A 15992-nucleotide genomic window follows, 5' to 3' on the forward strand; every position below is an offset into this window, starting at 1 on the left:
ATTCAACTTCGAGGTTGACAATCAGGACGCGGGCACGGATATTCAACCACATGGTTGAATCAACGCCACTCTCCACCGATCTCGACGCGCTGTTCGGCGCGCTGTCCGACCCCACCCGCCGCGGCATGCTCGAGCGTCTCGCGACCGAGGGCGAATGCAGCGTCGGCGAACTCGCCGCGCCGCTGGACATGAGCCTGGCGGCCGCCTCGAAGCACATCAAGGTCCTGGAAGCCGCCGGACTGGTGACGCGCGCGGTGCAGGGCCGGACCCACCGGGTACGCCTGGATGCGCGCCCGCTGCACGGCGGCGTGGAGTGGATGCGTCACTACGAACGGATGTGGTCGCGCAGCCTCGACGCGCTCGCCGCGCTCCTCGAAGCCGAGGACGCCGCCGCTGCGAAGCCCCCGCCGCCACGCCGCCGCGGGTGAGCCCACCGCGCGGCATTCCTTCTGCGTGGCGCCTCGCGCATGGCCTCGCGCATGGCCACACCCACCGCCCACCACCTGGAGCATCGACATGAGCATCTCCTTCGACCACCACGCGGTCCGGACCGCCGCCGACAGCGTGCGCATCCAGCGCCTCCTGCCAGGGCCCATCGAGCGGGTCTGGGACTACCTGGTGGACAGCGACAAGCGCCGCCTCTGGCTGGCGGCCGGCGAGATGGTGCTGGAGGCCGGTGCGCCGGTGGAGCTGGTGTTCCGCCACGAGGAACTCTCGGAACCCCCGGCCACGCCGCCCGCGCGCCCCGCGGACATGCGCGGCGGCCATCGCAACGCCGGCCGCATCACCCTCTGCGAGCCGCCGCACCTGCTGGGCTACACCTGGGCCGAGAACCACGGCGACCCCTCCGAGGTCCGTTTCGATCTGGAGCGCCGCGGCGACGACGTCCTGCTGACGGTGACCCACACGCGCCTGCCCGGGAACGATGCCCTGCACAGCGTCGCCGGCGGCTGGCACGCGCACCTCGACCTCCTGGGTCGGCGCCTGCGCGACGAACCGGTGGGCGACTTCCGGGCAGCCTGCGAGACCATGCACCGCGCCTACGCCGCGCGCATGCCCTGATCCATCCGGGAGCGAAGCCCGACGCCGGAAAGCTGCCCCGCCGGCGCCTGGTGGACGACCGGCGCGAACCTTCTGCACGGATCGCCTGACGACCCGCCGCGACACCCGAAGAGGCGAGGCGCGCCGCCACGATGGCGTCCCGGAAGGGCATCAGGCGCCCGAACTGCTGCTGGAACCAGGTCCGGGCGCGAGGCCGGCACGGCCGCGTCCGCGGTCGACGATCCGGCGCCGGATGCGCACGCCGCCCTGCCCCGGCCGTTGGGGACCGATGCCCGACGACGCCGGCGGTGCCCGGTTCCCGCCCCGCCAGGACTGGACCGGCAACAGGCTCACGCGCGGAGTACGCGCCGCCTGCACCCGCAGGTGCGGCACGATCCCGGCGAATGCGGCACACTCCCCGGCCGTCCCCGGCGTCCGGCACCGCCGGTCCCGCGACGCGGGGCGAGCCGTACCTGCGAAGTGAGCACCATGCCGACAAGCCACGAGCGCGCGACCCCTGTCTCGACCGAGAGCTACAAGGCTCTGGTCGAGGCGGTGGTGGACTACGCGATCTACATGCTCGACCGCGACGGTCGCATCATCAGCTGGAACGCGGGTGCGGCGCGGATCAAGGGCTATCACCGCGACGAGGTGCTGGGCCGGCATTTCTCGTGCTTCTTCACCGAGGAGGACCGCGCCGCCGGCAAGCCGGAGACGGCCATCGCCACCGCGATCCGCGAGGGTCGCTTCCACTCCGAGGGCTGGCGCCTGCGCAAGGACGGCGAGCGCTTCTGGGCGCTGACCGCCCTCGACGTCGTGCACGACGAGCAGGGCCGGCTGATCGGCCTCGCCAAGATCACCCGCGACATGACCGAGCAGCACGCGCTGCAGGAGGCGCTGGCCGCGAGCGAGCGCAACTTCCGGCTGCTCGTCCAGGGCGTGTCCGACTACGCGATCTACATGCTCGACCCGGCCGGCCGCATCAACAGCTGGAACAGCGGCGCCGAGCGGATCAAGGGCTATTCCAGCGACGAGGTGATCGGCAGCCACTTCTCGCGCTTCTTCACCCCGGAGGACCGGGCGGCCGACCTGCCCGCCAGGGCGCTGGCCACCTGCCTCGCGGAAGGCCGCTTCGAGTCGGAGGGCTGGCGCATCCGCAAGGACGGCAGCCGCTTCTGGGCGCACGCGGTGGTCGAGGTCATCCGCGGGCCGGACGGCGAGCACCTGGGCTTCGCCAAGGTCACCCGCGACATCACCGAACGCCGGGACACGCAGCAACGGCTCGAGGAGGCGCGGGAGCAGCTCCTGCAGGCCCAGAAGCTGGAGGCCATCGGCCAGCTCACGGGCAACATCGCGCACGACTTCAACAACCTGCTGACCGTGGTGCGCGGTGCCGCCGACCTCGCCATGCGGCTGGACCCGGACCCGCGGGTGCGGCGCCAGCTCGAGGTGATCGCGCAGGCGGCCGACACCGGCACCGGCATCACCCGCCAACTGCTCACCTTCGCGCGCAGGCAGCCCCTGCAGGTGCGCAGGATCGCGCCGGCCGACGCGCTGCAGAAGACGCTCCAGCTCGTCAGGCAGTCGCTGCGGCCGGGGATCGCCCTGAGCAGCAGCATCCCGCACGACCTGCCCGCGATCGAGGTCGACCTGAACCAGCTGGAGCTGGCGCTGCTCAACCTCGCGGTCAACGCGCGCGACGCCATCCAGGACGACGGCGAGATCCACCTCGGCGCCGCGGTCCGCGTACTCGACGGCGAGGTGGACGGCCTGCGCGGCTCCTTCCTCGCCCTGAGCGTGAGCGACACGGGCTGCGGCATTCCTCCCGAGCTGGAGGACCGCATCTTCGAGCCCTTCTTCACCACGAAGCAGTTCGGCCGCGGCACCGGCCTCGGACTGAGCCAGGTGTACGGCTTCACCCGGGAGTCCGGCGGCGGCGTGCAGATCGCCTCGCGCACCGGTGAGGGGACCACGGTGACCCTCTTCCTGCCGTGCAGCGAAGCGGTGGAGGCGGTCAATCCGCGCATCCTGGTGGTCGAGGACGACCCGGCGCTGGCGCAGGTCGCTTGCGACATGCTGGAAATGATGGACTACGAGGTCCTGCTCGCGCGCAGCGGCGCGGAAGCGCTGCAACTGCTCCGCCACACGCCGCACGTCGACCTGGTGTTCAGCGACATCGTCATGCCCGGCGGCATCAACGGGGTCGAGCTCGCCAACCACGTGCGCCGGCGCCTGCCGGAGGTCCCCATCCTGCTCACCACCGGCCACAGCGCCGCCCAGCAGGACGGCGCGCTGGCCTATCCGGTGCTCGACAAGCCCTACACCTACGAGCAGTTGCAGGAACGGCTCAGGGAGCACCTCGTGCGCGCGCCGGCACGGGCGCCGGCCGCGGCCGCGCACGGCGGCGCGGGCTGAGCCAGGGGCTTCCGACGCACGTGCCCTTCCTCCCGGTGCAGGAACGCGCGCGCCCTGTCGCGCCCCCGCCACGAACGCCGGACACCGGCCGGATCGGCCCTGCGGCGCCGGACCGATCCGGCACGTCACCGGCCTCCGTGCCTCCGGCCTGCGCTGCATCCCGATGAGCCCGGACGCCCTGCTCCACTTCGCCGGCGGCGTCGGCCTGTTCCTGCTGGGCATGCGCCTGATGAGCGATGGCCTCAAGGTCGCCGCCGGCCCGGCCCTGCGCGGCCTGCTCAGCGCGGCCACCGCCAGCCGTGCGCGCGGCGTGGCCTCGGGCGTGCTGATCACCGCGCTCGTGCAGTCCTCCAGCGCGGTGATCTTCGCCACCATCGGCTTCGTCAACGCGGGGCTGATGAACCTTGCGCAGGCGGTGGGCGTGGTGTTCGGCGCCAACGTCGGCACCACCCTCACCTCGTGGATCGTGGCCCTGGTCGGCTTCAACGTGGACCTGCAGGTCCTCGCGATGCCGGCAGTGGCGCTCGGCATGGGCCTCTGGATCCTCGGCGGCGGCCGCCGCGCGGCCCTGGGCCAGGCGCTGGTCGGCTTCGGCATCTTCTTCCTCGGGCTGGATGCGCTCAAGGGCAGCTTCGCCGGCATCGGGACCGAGGTCGGGCTGGACGCCCTGCCCACCAGGGGCCTCTGGGGCATCCTGCTGTTCGCGGCGGTGGGCGGCGTGCTCACGGTGCTGATGCAATCGTCCAGCGCGACCCTCGCGGTCACCCTGACCGCAGCCGCCGGTGGGCTCGTGCCGCTGACCGCGGCCGCGGCGATGGTGGTCGGTGCCAAGGTCGGCACGACCTCGACCGCGCTGTTCGCCGTCATCGGCGCGACGCCCGACGCACGCCGGGCGGCCGCCGCGCACGTCGCCTTCAGCCTGCTGACCGCGGCCGCGGCGCTGCCCATGCTGCCCCTGCTGCTGGAGGCGTCGCGCTGGACCGCCGCCCACCTCGGCCTGGAGACGCAGCCGGCGACGGTGCTGGCGATCTTCCACACCCTCAGCGCGCTGCTGGGACTGGCGCTGATCTGGCCCTTCACCGACCGCCTCGTCGCCTGGCTCGGCGGGCGCTTCGCCCGCGGCGAGGCGGACGAGGGACAGCCCCGCCATCTCGACCGCCACGTCCTGGGCACGCCCCGCCTCGCCCTCGACGCGCTCGACATGGAACTGCGCCGGCTCGCCGTCATCGCCCACCGCATGGCGCGCAGCGCCCTCAGCAACGAGGCCGACGACGCGCGCCTCGCGGCGGAACAGGCCGTCCTCGACCGCCTCGCCGAAGCCGTCATCGGCTATGCGGGCAGCGTGCCGGGCGGCGGCGACGCGGTGGTGGACGCAGCGCTGCCGAACGCGGTGCGGGTGGCCCAGTACTACCGCGGCATGGCCGAACGCGCGGAGGAACTCGGCCGCACGCGGCTCGCGGCGGATCTTCCGCCCGACCAGCAGGCGCTGGTGGACCGGCTCCATCGCGACGGACAGGCGGTGCTGGACGCCAGCCAACCGCGCAGCGGCACGCTCGACCTCGCCGCGCTCGACGCCGCCAGCGCGGGCTTCGAGGCCGCCTACCAGGAGATCAAGGCCACGCTGCTGCGCGCGGGCGGCCGCGGCGAGCTGGGCCCGGCGACCCTGGTCCGGATCCTCGACCGCGCGAGCTTCCTCCGCCGCATCCTCGACCAGGCGCGCAAGGCGGCGCACTGCCTGGCCACCCTGGAGCGCGCCGCCGACGACGGCGGCGTGCCCGCCCCGGGCACGGCCTGAGCGCGCGCAGGGTCCAGAGCGTATTGCGCCCTTTGAGGTGAGTGCGAAGCGGCCTGGGGTGCACCGGGACAAGGCGCGCGCCGCAGCGCAGGCCGGCCGCTTGGGCAAGGCGCGCAACGCCGTCTCGGCGTGCCCCAGGCCGCTTCCCTCCGCATCTCATCTCGAAGGGCACAACACGCTCTAGCGTCCGATCAGCGGCAGGCGCGCCTGCAGCGCGTGCAGCTCGCGCTTCCAGCGCGGCTCGGGTGCGAGCCGCTGGCGCACCTCCCGCACCACGCGCGTACCCGCCAGGGCGTGCACCGCGCGGTCGAGATCGGCGCGCCCCAGGTGCGGGATCCGCGGATGGGATTTCGATGCGGCCCGATGCCGCGACCACCACACCAGCCCCGCCACCGCAGCGACACCGACGACCCCGAGCGCGATCGCCATGCCCTGCCCGCCGTTGCCGCCACGCCGGTTGCCACCGTCGATCTGGCGCAGGCCGCCGGCGGACTCGAACAGGTTGCCGTCGGTCGGCTCCGCCATCGGCTGCCGCTCCAGCGCGCGCCGGGTGATGCGGCCCGAGAGCAGCGTGAAGCCCGGCACCAGCGCGTTCGCCATCCGGGCGACGTGGGTCATCACGCCCACCGGCGTCACCGGCCGCGGGCGCCGGCTGGTCCGGACGATGGCCTCCGCGACGCGCCGCGGGTCGATCCCGCGGGTCGGCGCGGAGACCTTGTGCCCGCTGTAGTTGGCGCCCGTCCCGAACGCCGGGGTGTCGACGAAGCTGGGATAGATGTCGCAGACGTGGATGCCCGGCGCGTCGGCGAGTTCGCCGCGCAGCGCCTCGCTGAAGCCGCGCAGCCCGAACTTGGCCGCGCTGTACGACGCGGCGAAGGGCTGCCCCACCCAGCTGCCGAGCGAGAGCACGTTGATCAGCACGCCCCGCCCCTGGGCGCGGAAGTGCGGCAGCACCGCGTGCGCCCCGCGCACGTAGCCGAGCAGGTCGGTGTCGATCACCTGCTCGTGGGCGGCCAGGGGCACCTCGTCGAAGGCGCCCACGGCGCCCACGCCCGCGTTGTTGACCCAGACATCGATGGCACCGCCGAACTCGACCGCCGCATGCGCCAGCCGGGCGACCGCCTCCGCGTCGGTCACGTCGGTGGGCACGGCGAGCGCGCGGGTCCCGTAGGTGTCGCAGAGGTGCACCAGCGTTTCCAGCGCCTCGGCGTCGCGCGCCGCCAGCACCAGGCGCGCGCCCCGCTTCGCGAACTGCAGCGCGGTCGCGCGCCCGATGCCGCTCGATGCGCCGGTGATCACCACCACCGGAAGGTCTATGGGTGTGTCGTGCATGGGCCGTCTCCGCACCGCCGAACAGGATCGCCGATGGTGCGGACGGCGGTGCCAAGGAGACGTGTTCGCCCCGCGCGAGGAGTGGGTGAAAGGACGGGTCGCGGGCGGCGAGGCGCGATCCCCGCGTCAGGCGCGGTGCAGCGCGAGCACGTCGTCCAGCAGGGCGGCGGCGGTGACCTCGGCGCCCGCGCCGGGACCCTGGATCACCAGCGGCTGCGCGCTGTAGCGGTCCGACCAGATCGCCACGCGGTTGTCGGTCCCTCGACCGCCCGCGAGCGCATGCCCCGCCGGCAGGACCCGTAGTGCGACGCTGGCGCCATCGTGGTCCAGGCGCCCGACCACCTGCAGGCTGCCGCCGGCCGCGCGCGCCTCGGCCAGCCGGTCGGCCAGTGGCGCATCCAGTTCGCGCCAGTCGCCGTCCCGCGCCACCGCCGCCTGCGCCAGCGCGCGCGGCAGCAGCGAGGCGACCGACACCGCATCGGCCTCCAGCGCCCAACCGGCCGCACGCGCCAGGATCAGCAGCTTGCGGCGCACGTCCTCGCCGGACAGGTCGACCCGCGGATCGGGCTCGGTGTAGCCCTGCTCCCGCGCGAGCCGCAGCCGCTCCGAGAACGGCCGGCTGCCGTCGTAGCCGTTGAACAGCCACGCCAGCGAGCCCGAGAGGATGCCCTCGACGGCGTGGATGCGGTCGCCGCCCGCCACGAGCGCGCGCAGGCTCGACAAGAGCGGCAGGCCCGCGCCCACGGTCGCGCCGTCGCCGTAGCGCGCGCCGGCGACGGCCTGCGCCGCGCGGATCTCGTCCGCCCGCGCCAGCGCCGCCCCCTGCCCCAGCTTGTTGGCGGTCACCACGTCCACGCCGCGCCGCAGCCAGAGGCCGTGGCGGGCCGCGACCGCGTCGCTGGCGGTCGCATCCACGACCACGTCGCCCGCGCCGAGGTCGTCGTGGGCGAGCCAGTGCAGCGCACCGTCGCCGCGTGCGCCGGATGCGCAGGCGGCGGCGAGCGCCTCGCCCGCGGCGTCCGCCCGGTCCACCCTGCTGCAGTGGCGCGAGTTCGCCAGCCAGGACAGCGCGGGGAGCGCGACGCCCGCTGCGCGCAGCCGCGCGTAGCGCGCGACGAAGGCGCTGCCGACCACGCCGGTGCCCAGCACGGCGAGCCGCCGCGGCGCGGCCTCGACCGCCGCCGCGCGGAGCGCGCTCATGCGTCGGCCCCGCGCCGCACGACGCCGGCGGCGACCTCGGCCGCCCGCAGCGCGCCCTCGATGTCGGCCAGCAGGTCCTCGGCCGCCTCGATGCCGACCGACAGGCGCAGCAGGCCGTCGCCGATGCCGGCCGTGGCGCGCGCCTCCGGGCTCATGGCCGCGTGCGTCATCGAGGCGGGATGGGCGATCAGGCTCTCGACGCCACCGAGGGACTCGGCCAGCGTGAAGTGGCGGAGGCCGTCGATGAAGGCACGCACCGCCGGCTCCCCGCCGTGCAGCTCCACGCTCAGCATGGCGCCGAAGCCGCGCTGCTGGCGCTGGGCCAGGAGATGGCCGGGATGGGAGGGCAGGCCCGGATAGTGCACGCGCGCCACCGCCGGATGGCCGTCGAGCAGCGCCGCGACCGCGGCGGCGTTCTCCTGGTGCACGCGCAGGCGCGCATCGAGGGTGCGCAGGCCGCGCAGGGTCAGGAAGCTGTCGAAGGGCGAGCCGGTGATGCCCAGTGCGTTCGCCCACCACGCGAGTTCCGCGTGCAGGGCGGCGTCGCGCGCGATCGCCGCGCCGCCGACCACGTCGCTGTGCCCGTTGATGTACTTGGTGGTCGAATGCAGGACGAGATCGGCGCCGAAGTCGATGGGCCGCTGCAGGGCCGGCGACAGGAAGGTGTTGTCGACCACGGCCAGCGCACCCGCGCGCTGCGCAGCGGCGATCACGAAGCGCAGGTCGGTGATCCGCAGCAGCGGGTTGGAGGGTGTCTCCACCAGCACCACGCGCGGCGAGCGCGCCAGCGCCGCCGCGAGCGCGCGCGGGTCGGTGAGGTCGCAGGTGACCAGCTCGAAATGGCCCTTGCGCGCGAGCGCGTCGAACAGGCGCCAGCTTCCGCCGTAGGCATCGTGCGGCACCACCACGCGGTCGCCCGGCGACAGCAGCGCGGTCAGCGCCAGCGCGATGGCGGCCATGCCTGTCGCGGTGACCACCGCGCCCGCGCCGCCCTCCAGTTCCGCCAGCGCCTCGGCGAGCAGGTCGCGCGTCGGGTTGCCGCTGCGCGTGTAGTCGTAGCGGCGCTTGTTGCCGAAGCCGTCGAAGCTGAAGTTGGAGGACAGCACGACCGGCGGCGTCACCGCGCCGAAGGCCGCGTCGCGGTCGATGCCGGCGCGCACGGCGGCGGTGGCGGGACGACAGGCGGGCTCGCGGAGAGTCATGCCGGCACGCCTTCTTCGTCGCGCAGGTGTTCGAGCGCGTCACCGATCAATCGGGCGACCGGCGCGTACTCCTTGAGGAAGGCGTCGTGGCCGTACCTGGACCGCAGCACGCGCACGCGGCAGTCCGCGGCGCAGCCCTCGGCGAGGGTGTAGATGTCCTCCGGCGGCGCCAGCACGTCGCCCTCGACCGCGAGCACGCTGAGCGGCACCCGGATCGCCGCCGGCTCGACGCGATGCAGGTCGATCGACTCGGACAGGCGCAGGAAGGCCGTGGCCGACCACTTCTGCGCATAGCGTGCGCCGCAGGCGTCGAGGTAGTCCTCCGCACCGACGCGGGCGGCGCCGCCGTCGAGCACGGTCCCGGCGGCGAAACGCTCGGCGAACTCCTCGGGCGAGCGGTAGCTCAGCATGGCGAGCTGCCGGGCCAGGGCCAGGCCCTGGTCCTCCGCGCACTGCAGCTGGCCGAGGGCCACGATCTTGCGCTGGATGGCGCGCCAGGCGCTCGCGTAGGGATGCGGCCGGTGCGCGCCGGAGAGCGCGACCAGGCAGCCCAGGCGGGCAGCGTGCCGGGCGGCGAACTGCAGGCCGACCATCGCGCCGTAGGAGCAGCCGACCAGGGCGTCCGCCCGCGCGATGCCGAGGCGGTCCAGGACCGCCGCAAGGGTGTCGGCCTGGTCGGCCGTGTCGAGCGGCAGGTCGAGCGTTCCGTCGGCGCCCAGCCAGTCGAACGAGAGCACGCGCAGGCGCCGGGTGTCGATGGTGCGGCCCTCGCCCACCTGGAGATCCCACCAGCCCGGCGCCCGGAAGGCGTCGCTGGCGCACACGTGGCGGTCGGCCGAGATGCCGCCGAGCACCACCACCAGCGGCGCGTCCGCCGGGCCGACCAGCTCGGCGCGCAGCGTGCAGCGGTGCGCGCCGCCGTGGCGGAGCGCGAGGGTGGCGTCGAATTCGAGGCGTTCGGCCGGCGGGGGCGCGCCGCGCGGATCGGCGGCATCGTCGCCGAACAGGGACGCGCCGAGCGATTCGGCGAAGGGGGTCAGGGTCTGCAGGGACATCGGCGGATCCTCGCTGTGGACGGGCCACCGGGACATTCCGCGGGTGTCGGACGATTCGTCGGACGCCGACGCGAGAGCACGCGTCGATGCGCGACCCATCTTCCGGTGGACGCCGAGGCGTCCCCGCAGGAATTGGCACCTTGTACGGCGGCTTGCGCCACCGCAGAGGTTGCCCCGGCGTCTTCGGGCCTGTCCCTCAGCCGGTCTCGATGGATGTGGCGCGCACCTTGCGCCCCTCCGCCGCGTTTGTCAAATCGCTTCATGCGGATGTTGCGATGGATGCCGTCTTTGCGCCGCCGTTGCGCAGCGGCGGCCACGCTCCGCCGTCATCACGGAGGCGCGCATGCAGCAGCACTTCGCCAGTCCAGCCGGGTGCGGCTACGTCGTCCGCATCCATCTGCCGCCCGGCGAGCCGGAGGACGGCGGCTTCCCGGCGATCTGGCTGCTCGACGCGCCGACCACCTGGGCGCCCCTGCAGCAGGCCATCCACGAGCGCGGCGACGATGCGGTGGTCGTCGCCGGGATCGACTGGGACCGGCCCGGCGGCGTCGATCCGGACCTGCGCCGGCGCGACTTCACCCTGCCGGCACGGCACCCGGTGCCGGGGGAGTGGCACGGCGACGGGGCCGCGCAGGACTTCCTCGACCTCCTCGCCGGCGACCTGCTCCCGACCCTGCGCCGCACGCTGCCCGTGGACTCCGCACGGCAGACGCTGGTCGGCCACTCGCTCAGCGGCCTGTTCGTGCTGCATGCGCTGATGGCCCGGCCGGACCTCGTGCAGCGCTACGTCGCCGCGAGCCCGTCCATCTGGTGGGACGAGGCCGCCATCCTCGCCGCCGCGGAGCGGCACGACTGGTCGTCCGCCGCGCAGGCGCGCGTGCTCGTGACCGTGGGCGCGGGCGAGCAGGCCGCTGGGCCGGAGAAGCCCCCCGAGGTGGCCGGCGACGCGCATGCCGCGACGCTCGGCGAACGCCACATGGTGGACAACGCCGCCGCCTTCGCGGCCCTGCTCGCCGGTCGCGGCGTCCCCGCACGCTTCGCGCTCATCGAGGGCGAGGGGCACCATTCCGTGCTGCCCGCGGCGATGCGCGAGGCCCTGGCGCTCGCGCGCGCCATGAGCCAGCCCATGACCCGCTACGGCGCACTGCACGGCGACAGCGGCGTGCGCGCCTATGCGCTCGTCCCGCGCGGCATCGCCGTCGAGTTCCGCAGCGGTGCGGTCTACCTCTACACCCACGGGAGCGCCGGCGCCCACCGCATCGCGCGGATGCGCGCCCTGGCGCGCGGCGGGCGCGGCCTGAGCACCTACATCAGCCGCCACGCCCACGACCGCTACGCCGCCGTCTATGCCGACCGTGGCGCATGGACCGCCGGACGGGCCGGGCCCGCATAATCCCCCGGATGCCGTTCCGCCCGCTCCTCCTCGCTCTGGGGCTCGCCGCCCTGCCCGGCCCGTCGCCCGCCGCCGGCGTCGGGACGCGCGTCGCCCTCGCGCCGGCGCCCGACGCGCCCGCGGTCGCCCGCCTGCGCACGGTGCAACGGGACGGGCAGTTCGACGTCCACGTGCGCAACCTCACCGCGGGGCCGATCGAGATCGAGCTCGGCTTCGCGCAGGCGGAGAACATGCGCAGCCTGCCGCCGCTGCCGCTCCGCCAGGTGCTGCACGCGGGGGAGGAACGGCTGGTGGCCGGCCTCGCCGCCGCGGACGGCGGGCGCCCGGCGCGCCATCGGCTCGCCCTGCTGGCGGTGCCCGGCACCCCGGACGCCGCGCCGGTCGACGTGGAGTACCTCCGGCCCTTCGAGGGCCCGGTGCGGATCGCGCAGGGCTGGCACGGCGCCTTCAGCCACGGGACGGACGAGGCGCGCTACGCCATCGACTTCGCCCTGCCTCCGGGCACGCCCGTGCGCGCCGCCCGCGACGGCCGGGTGGTCCAGGTCGAGAGCGGCTTCCACGAAGCGGGGCTCGACCCCGCCCTCGCCTCGCGCGCCAACATCGTGCGGGTGCTGCACGACGACGGCAGCATGGCGCTGTACGCGCACCTCGCGCCCGACGGGATCCGCGTCGGGCCGGGCGACCATGTCGCCGCCGGCAGCGTCCTCGGCCTGTCGGGCGACACCGGGTACTCGTCCGGCCCGCACCTGCACTTCGCCGTGCAGGTCAACCGCGGGCTGCGGCTGGTGTCGCTGCCGTTCCGGATGCGTGGCTTCGAGGTGGTGGAGGAATGAGCGCGGGCGCGGCACGCAGGTCCGCGCCCGGCTGGCGTCGCGCCTAGTAGCCGAACGAGGCGCTCAGGGTGAAGGAGAACTGCGGGGGCAGCCCGTAGGTCAGGTCGGACCGCTCGCTGCGACCGCTGTCTGCGAGGGCGCCGGCGAAGGCGATCCCGATCAGGCCCGAGAACAGCGAGATCATGTTCGCGAACGGCTGCAGGGCGCCCTGCAGGCCCTCGGGGATGGTGCTTCCGACCTGCTTCCCGGTCAGGATGTGGTCGGTGCCATTGATGAAGGCCTGGTCGACGACCGACATCCTGCCGTTGGCGTCGATGCCGATGAAACCCGCGCCGAACGGGTTCTCGTAGATCACGTTGCCGTCGTCCACCATCGCATCGACCAGGCCGCCGAGCAGCTTGTACTCGGTGAACTCCAGATCGCCGCGCACGAAGGGATCGACGCCGGAGATCTGCGTGCTCTGCCCGCTCGCACCGTCGGTGATGGTCACGCGCGACGCGTAGGTGGTGCCGTTGCTCGGGTGCGGCTTGGTCTGGATGGTGACCTTGGTGCCGTCGTCGAGCATGAAGGTCGTGTCGCCATAGAAGTCGAAGGCCTGCTTGCCGTCGACCGCGACGTGCGGATCGCCCCAGACGCGATAGTCCTCGCCGGTGTTCTTGTTGAACACGTGCACGGTGCCGTCGTCGGTCACGTCGATCTTGTAGTTGTCGTTCTCGAAGCGGACGTTGCCGTCCGGGGTACGCGCGGTGGTCGGACCCTCGGCGCGCTGCGGGGCGTCGTAGTTGACGCGGATGTCGATGGAGATGCGGGCGTCGGTGATGTTCATGGTCGTCCCCTGGCTCGTCGGCCTTCGGTGGTGACGGAAGTGAACTCCCGCCCAACGACCCGTACCAGCCGGGACACGCCCTAGCTGGGGTGCCCCCTAGGACAGCCGGCCCGCTCCCTGCCTCGCCCGTTCTCCGCGCTCCGCCCTTGCCCCATCCCGGGCCACCCCACCGGCTATAATCGCCCGCTTCCCCTCCGACATCCCCGCCGCCCCCCGGCGGCATCGCCATGCCCGACCACAGCACTGAAGCCGCGCGCCGCCGCACCTTCGCGATCATCTCGCACCCGGACGCCGGCAAGACCACGCTGACCGAGAAGCTGCTGCTGTTCGGCGGGGCGATCCAGATGGCCGGCTCGGTCAAGGGGCGCAAGGCCGCGCGGCATGCCACCTCCGACTGGATGGCGCTGGAGAAGGAGCGCGGCATCTCGGTCACCAGCTCGGTGATGCAGTTCCCCTACGAGGGCCGCATCGTCAACCTGCTCGACACCCCGGGCCACGCCGACTTCGGCGAGGACACCTACCGCGTGCTGACGGCGGTGGATTCGGCGCTGATGGTCATCGACGTGGCCAAGGGCGTGGAGGAGCGCACCATCAAGCTGATGGAGGTGTGCCGCCTGCGCGACACGCCGATCATGAGCTTCGTCAACAAGCTCGACCGCGAGGGCCGCGAGCCGATCGAACTGCTCGACGAGGTCGAGTCGGTGCTCGGCATCCAGTGCGCGCCGATCACCTGGCCGATCGGCATGGGCCAGCGCCTCAAGGGCGTGGTCCACCTCGTCAGCGGCGAGGTGCACCTGTACGAGCAGGGCCGCAACTTCACCCGCCAGGACTCGACCATCTTCCCGTCGCTGGACGACCCCGGCCTGGAGGCGCGCATCGGCGCGCAGATGCTGGCCGAGCTGCGCGACGAGCTGGAGCTGGTCCAGGGCGCCAGCCATCCCTTCGACAAGGACGCCTACCTCGCCGGCCGGCAGACGCCGGTGTTCTTCGGCTCGGCGGTCAACAACTTCGGCGTGCAGCCCCTGCTCGACTTCTTCGTCGAGCACGCCCCCGCGCCCAAGGAGCACGCCACCACCACCCGCACGGTGTCGCCCCGGGAGGAGACCTTCAGCGGCTTCGTGTTCAAGATCCAGGCCAACATGGACCCGCAGCACCGCGACCGCGTGGCCTTCATGCGGATCTGCTCGGGGCACTACAGCGCCGGCATGAAGGCCTTCCACGTGCGCTCGGGCAAGGAGGTCAAGCTCGCCAACGCGCTGACCTTCATGGCCTCGGACCGCGAGATCGCCGATACCGCCTGGCCGGGCGACGTCATCGGCCTGCACAACCACGGCACGATCTCCATCGGCGACACCTTCACCGCGGGCGAGGCGCTGGCCTTCACCGGCATCCCCAACTTCGCGCCGGAACTGTTCCGCCGCGCGCGGCTGCGCGACCCGCTCAAGCTCAAGCAACTGCAGAAGGGCCTCGCCCAGCTCTCCGAGGAAGGCGCCACGCAATTCTTCCGTCCGCTGATGTCGAACGACCTGATCCTCGGCGCGGTGGGCGTGCTGCAGTTCGACGTGGTCGCCTACCGCCTGCGCGACGAATACGGCGTGGACGCGAGCTTCGAGCCGGTGCAGGTGGCCACCGCGCGCTGGGTGCGCGGCGGCAGCGAGAAGAAGCGCGAGGAGTTCCGCGAGAAGAACGCGATGAACCTGGCGCTGGATGCGGCCGGCGAGCTCGTCTACCTGGCCCCCTCGCGGGTCAACCTGCAGCTGACCCAGGAGCGGTGGCCGGACTTCGAGTTCGCGGCCACCCGCGAGCACGCCCAGGCGCTGGCCGGACACTGACGTTTTTCATCGCTCCTGCACACGGCGGTCCCGATGCTCCGGGCACCCGGGCATCGGTGCCCGGCTGGAGGCCGTGAGATGCGCAACGTCATCGTATCCGTGAGCGCCGCCACCCTCGCGCTCGCCCTGCTCCTGATCTCGGTCGTGCAGGCGGACACCGCGCCGTCGGAACCGGCGAACGCGGCCATGCCGCCCGCGCGCACCGCCCCTGCGCCCGCCTGCAGGCCGGGCGAGGTCGACGCCTGCCCCGCCGCGGGCGTCTCGCCCGCGCCCCTGCGCACCGAGCTGCCGCCGGCGCCGTGATCCTCCGCGGCGCGGCGTTTGCGGTGGCCGCACCGCTGCAACACAATCCGGAACCATGATGCGCGTCCAGCACGAGGCTCCCGTCCGCGAAGAGATCGCGAGCGCCCTGACCCACGGCCTCGGCGTGGTCGCCAGCCTGGCCGGCGGCGCGGTGCTGATCACGCTCGCGGCCATCTACGGCGACGGCTGGCAGCTCGCCGGCGCCATCGTGTTCGGCACCGCGCTCCTGCTGCTCTACACCGCGTCCACGCTCTACCACGCCATCCCCTTCGCGCGCGCCAAGGCACGGCTCAAGGTCTTCGACCACTGCGCGATCTACCTGCTCATCGCGGGCACCTATACCCCCTTCACCCTGGTCGGCCTGCGCGGCGCCTGGGGCTGGGGCCTGTTCGCGGCGATCTGGACGCTGGCGCTCGCGGGCTGCGTCTTCAAGCTGTTCTTCACCGGCCGCTTCAAGGTGCTGTCCACCGCCATCTACGTCGCCATGGGCTGGCTGGTGATCGTCGCCATCGTGCCGTTGCTGCGCGCCATCGACGCATGGACCTTCGGCTGGCTGCTGGCCGGCGGCGTGTTCTATACGCTCGGCACCGTCTTCTACCACCGCGAGTCGCTGCCGTTCGCGCACGCGATCTGGCACGTGTTCGTGCTCGCGGGCAGCGTCTGCCATTTCGTCTCGGTGGCCGCCCAGGTCCTTGCCACGCCGGCCTAGCTGTGAGGTTTCAAGAGGTTGTTCCCCTCTGACTGGGGGAGGAAGCTGATGTCGCC

General features: G+C 73.2%; 13 protein-coding genes, 4 pseudogenes and 1 riboswitch. Of the genes and pseudogenes, 12 read left to right on the forward strand and 5 right to left on the reverse strand.

What is annotated here, in order from left to right:
- Positions 1-50 precede the first annotated feature (50 nt).
- The 6 genes and pseudogenes from ACFO3Q_RS07980 to ACFO3Q_RS07995 all read left to right on the forward strand — a co-directional run bounded on the left by ACFO3Q_RS07980 (position 51) and on the right by ACFO3Q_RS07995 (position 5251).
- Entirely contained in the window at positions 51-428 is a 378-nt protein-coding gene (locus ACFO3Q_RS07980; protein WP_377004125.1) for an ArsR/SmtB family transcription factor, read from the forward strand.
- Between the two features lie 88 nt (positions 429-516).
- The gene (locus ACFO3Q_RS07985) at positions 517-1062 is read left to right on the forward strand and encodes an SRPBCC family protein (RefSeq protein ID WP_377004126.1); all 546 of its coding nucleotides are present in this window, start codon (positions 517-519) and stop codon (positions 1060-1062) included.
- Positions 1063-1530: 468 nt separating this feature from the next.
- Positions 1531-1929, forward strand: a pseudogene (locus ACFO3Q_RS17355) (PAS domain-containing protein); the annotation flags it as partial.
- Positions 1909-3051, forward strand: a pseudogene (locus ACFO3Q_RS17360) (two-component system sensor histidine kinase NtrB); the annotation flags it as partial. The pseudogenes ACFO3Q_RS17355 and ACFO3Q_RS17360, both read left to right, overlap by 21 nt.
- Positions 3052-3078: 27 nt before the next feature.
- Positions 3079-3456: pseudogene (locus ACFO3Q_RS17365) on the forward strand (response regulator); the annotation flags it as partial.
- 163 nt (positions 3457-3619) lie between these two features.
- On the forward strand, positions 3620-5251 hold the full coding sequence (locus tag ACFO3Q_RS07995; RefSeq protein ID WP_377004128.1) for a Na/Pi cotransporter family protein: 1632 nt from the start codon (positions 3620-3622) through the stop codon (positions 5249-5251).
- A gap of 180 nt (positions 5252-5431) precedes the next feature.
- Here ACFO3Q_RS07995 and ACFO3Q_RS08000 read toward each other — a convergent pair whose 3' ends face one another.
- The 4 genes from ACFO3Q_RS08000 to metX form a co-directional block, all read right to left on the reverse strand.
- Positions 5432-6583, reverse strand: coding sequence for an SDR family oxidoreductase (locus ACFO3Q_RS08000; RefSeq protein WP_377004129.1), 1152 nt, complete (start codon positions 6581-6583; stop codon positions 5432-5434).
- A 126-nt stretch (positions 6584-6709) separates the two neighbouring features.
- Positions 6710-7783 carry a homoserine dehydrogenase family protein gene (locus ACFO3Q_RS08005; RefSeq protein WP_377004130.1) on the reverse strand — a complete coding sequence of 358 codons (1074 nt, stop codon included), beginning with the start codon at positions 7781-7783 and terminating at the stop codon, positions 6710-6712.
- Positions 7780-8985, reverse strand: a complete 1206-nt coding sequence (locus tag ACFO3Q_RS08010; RefSeq protein ID WP_377004131.1) for an O-succinylhomoserine (thiol)-lyase — start codon at positions 8983-8985, stop codon at positions 7780-7782. The genes ACFO3Q_RS08005 and ACFO3Q_RS08010 overlap by 4 nt, the downstream gene beginning before the upstream one ends.
- Positions 8982-10040, reverse strand: coding sequence for a homoserine O-succinyltransferase MetX (gene metX, locus ACFO3Q_RS08015; RefSeq protein WP_377004132.1), 1059 nt, complete (start codon positions 10038-10040; stop codon positions 8982-8984). Before metX ends, ACFO3Q_RS08010 begins: the two co-directional genes overlap by 4 nt.
- 92 nt (positions 10041-10132) lie before the next feature.
- Positions 10133-10256: riboswitch (SAM riboswitch) on the reverse strand.
- Positions 10257-10383: 127 nt separating this feature from the next.
- Here metX and ACFO3Q_RS08020 point away from each other — a divergent pair.
- The 3 genes and pseudogenes from ACFO3Q_RS08020 to ACFO3Q_RS08030 all read left to right on the forward strand — a co-directional run.
- A pseudogene (locus ACFO3Q_RS08020) lies at positions 10384-10980 on the forward strand (alpha/beta hydrolase); the annotation flags it as partial.
- A gap of 186 nt (positions 10981-11166) precedes the next feature.
- Positions 11167-11433: a hypothetical protein gene (locus ACFO3Q_RS08025; RefSeq protein WP_377004137.1), complete on the forward strand. Its 267-nt coding sequence runs from the start codon at positions 11167-11169 to the stop codon at positions 11431-11433.
- Positions 11434-11441: 8 nt separating this feature from the next.
- A complete protein-coding gene (locus ACFO3Q_RS08030) occupies positions 11442-12266 on the forward strand; it encodes a M23 family metallopeptidase (protein ID WP_377004133.1) in 825 nt (274 codons plus the stop codon).
- Between the two features lie 43 nt (positions 12267-12309).
- Here ACFO3Q_RS08030 and ACFO3Q_RS08035 read toward each other — a convergent pair whose 3' ends face one another.
- Positions 12310-13092: a DUF1521 domain-containing protein gene (locus ACFO3Q_RS08035; RefSeq protein ID WP_377004134.1), complete on the reverse strand. Its 783-nt coding sequence runs from the start codon at positions 13090-13092 to the stop codon at positions 12310-12312.
- Positions 13093-13319: 227 nt separating this feature from the next.
- Here ACFO3Q_RS08035 and ACFO3Q_RS08040 point away from each other — a divergent pair, with 227 nt between their 5' ends.
- The 3 genes from ACFO3Q_RS08040 (at position 13320) to trhA (ending at position 15936) form a co-directional block, all read left to right on the forward strand.
- Positions 13320-14924 carry a peptide chain release factor 3 gene (locus ACFO3Q_RS08040; protein ID WP_377004135.1) on the forward strand — a complete coding sequence of 535 codons (1605 nt, stop codon included), beginning with the start codon at positions 13320-13322 and terminating at the stop codon, positions 14922-14924.
- Between the two features lie 78 nt (positions 14925-15002).
- Positions 15003-15227, forward strand: coding sequence for a hypothetical protein (locus ACFO3Q_RS08045; protein WP_377004136.1), 225 nt, complete (start codon positions 15003-15005; stop codon positions 15225-15227).
- A 58-nt stretch (positions 15228-15285) separates the two neighbouring features.
- Positions 15286-15936, forward strand: a complete 651-nt coding sequence (trhA, locus tag ACFO3Q_RS08050) for a PAQR family membrane homeostasis protein TrhA (RefSeq protein WP_377004139.1) — start codon at positions 15286-15288, stop codon at positions 15934-15936.
- The last annotated feature ends 56 nt before the right edge of the window (positions 15937-15992 follow it).

This window comes from Coralloluteibacterium thermophilum, from assembly GCF_042654365.1.
GTDB lineage: Bacteria > Pseudomonadota > Gammaproteobacteria > Xanthomonadales > Xanthomonadaceae > Coralloluteibacterium > Coralloluteibacterium thermophilum.